Origin of the sequence: Nostoc sp. UIC 10607 (assembly GCF_047228265.1) — a bacterium.
Taxonomy (GTDB): domain Bacteria; phylum Cyanobacteriota; class Cyanobacteriia; order Cyanobacteriales; family Nostocaceae; genus Nostoc; species Nostoc foliaceum_A.
Map to the genome: position 1 here is coordinate 1 of NZ_JBIQNW010000170.1, position 1922 is coordinate 1922.

Here is a 1922-nt window from a genome sequence, read left to right on the forward strand (position 1 = left end):
TGGGAGCAACGCGATTTGGTGAGGTTGAACAAAAAAGGTGCGATCGCTAAAAACCTATGTAGGCGTACTTAGAATAGTTATCACATTAGACCGAGTATTAATGCTGCGTTAACTTGTAGATGATTTTAGGATAAAAAAAAGGTAGGATTCCCTTTGGAGTAAAGGTTTTGATATCTGACATCAAAACAAAAACAGGGAATGCTTACCATGAAAAATAATATATATTGTACTTTTGATTTAAGCAAATCAGTGTCACACTTTCAAGAAAAAGTTACGAAAATTTTAGAATTAACGAATATTCCAGAATGGAATGGACAAACGTTCAAATTACGTGAAAAAGAAATTAGGGAATCGGCATTAATTTTAGCAGGCGAATGTATTGCTTTGTTGCTTCATGACTTGTCTAAATCTCAAGAATTTTTGCACAAAACAATGCAGGAAACTCAGGGATGGTGGCACAATAAAACGCGAAAGCACGGTTGTAAAGAACGGCAAATATTAACAGTTGGTAATGTCGCAGCAACTTTAAAGCTACCGTATGTAGTTGAACGCCACACTCAACCAAATAAAAATAAAAAATCTTTACATGAAGGATTCTGCCCATTCTTAAGATATTTAGGAATGTCCGAGGGTTTAACCCCTGAAGTTTTATCGACTATTGCCCGATATGGTGCAATTGCTGGCTCCTTTGAGGCAGCACGGACAACATTAATTGATTGGGGCATAGATATCAGCTTAAAACGTATAGAACGGCTAACATATTACTTTGGTAAAATTGGTATAAATTTACGTGAATCAAAACTAACAAGTTTAGAGCTTGGTAGTTTACCGATTCGTAACATTCTTAAAGATCAGCGTGTTGTTATTGCTGTAGATGGCGGTCGTACACGGATTCGGATTAATAAGAAAGGTAGGCGTAAGGTTAAAACTAATCGTGTAGGCTTTACAGGAGAATGGATTGAGCCAAAACTATTAACAATTTATGTAGTGAATGAGCAAGGTGAAAAAATCAAGAATGGAGAGATTCCAATTACCAATGATGGAACTTATAAAGGATATCAAGGATTTTTGCAGATATTAGAGATGTACTTAGTTAATTTAGGTATTAGTCAGGCGAAACAGGTTTTATTAATTGCGGATGGAGCAGAATGGATCTGGATACATATTCCTCCTTTACTTAAAAAATTAAAATGCCCACCTGAAACTTATCAATTATTAGACTTTTTTCACGCTGCATCACATTTACAAGACTTCGCTGATGCTGCTTTTAGCACAAACAATGAGCGTCAACAATGGTTTCAAAAGGCTCGAAAAACTTTAAAAAAAGGTCAGGCACTAGATTTAATGAGAAACATGGTTGAATTTATTTCTGAGGCGAACGGAGAGCGCCTCAAAATTTTGGTACGAGAGCGAAACTATATTTTAAAAGCTTACCGACGCAGGCTTTTAAAATATAATGAAGTTGCAACCAAAAAACTTCCTCTTGGTAGTGGTGCTGTTGAAAGTTTAATTCGTCAAGTTGTTAATTTACGTATGAAAGGTAATAGTAAATTTTGGCTTCAAGATAACGCAGAAATTATGTTGCACCTCCGTTGTCAATGGATAGCTAAAAGTTGGGATAATTTTTCTGACTCTATCTTTAATTCGTTTATCAAACCCCAAAGTGCCTGATAAATTTTATACTTCAATTCGGCATTTAATTTATTTTCTGCCATAATTGATACCAAGTCTTAAAGAATTATTGCAGACATATTTGGAAATAATCGTCAAATGATTTACTAGCAATCTTTTTGAGATATCTCATCAAGATAATTTCTCGTGTAATTATGTATGCTAATTGTAAATAAAATTACCTCATACACAAATGTAAGTTTTAGCGATCGCTGGTTTTTGATCCGACCTCACAAAATCGCGTTGCTCCC

General features: G+C 35.0%; 1 protein-coding gene. It reads left to right on the plus strand.

Annotated elements, in window-relative coordinates:
- The first annotated feature begins 207 nt into the window (after positions 1-207).
- The gene (locus tag ACEYW6_RS36115; RefSeq protein ID WP_412983591.1) at positions 208-1671 is read left to right on the plus strand and encodes an ISLre2 family transposase; all 1464 of its coding nucleotides are present in this window, start codon (positions 208-210) and stop codon (positions 1669-1671) included.
- Positions 1672-1922 lie beyond the last annotated feature (251 nt).

What these genes read in the sequence shown, in the direction of transcription:
- ACEYW6_RS36115 (WP_412983591.1), top strand. Translation starts at nt 208, where the DNA reads ATGAAAAATAATATATATTGTACTTTTGATTTAAGCAAATCAGTGTCA.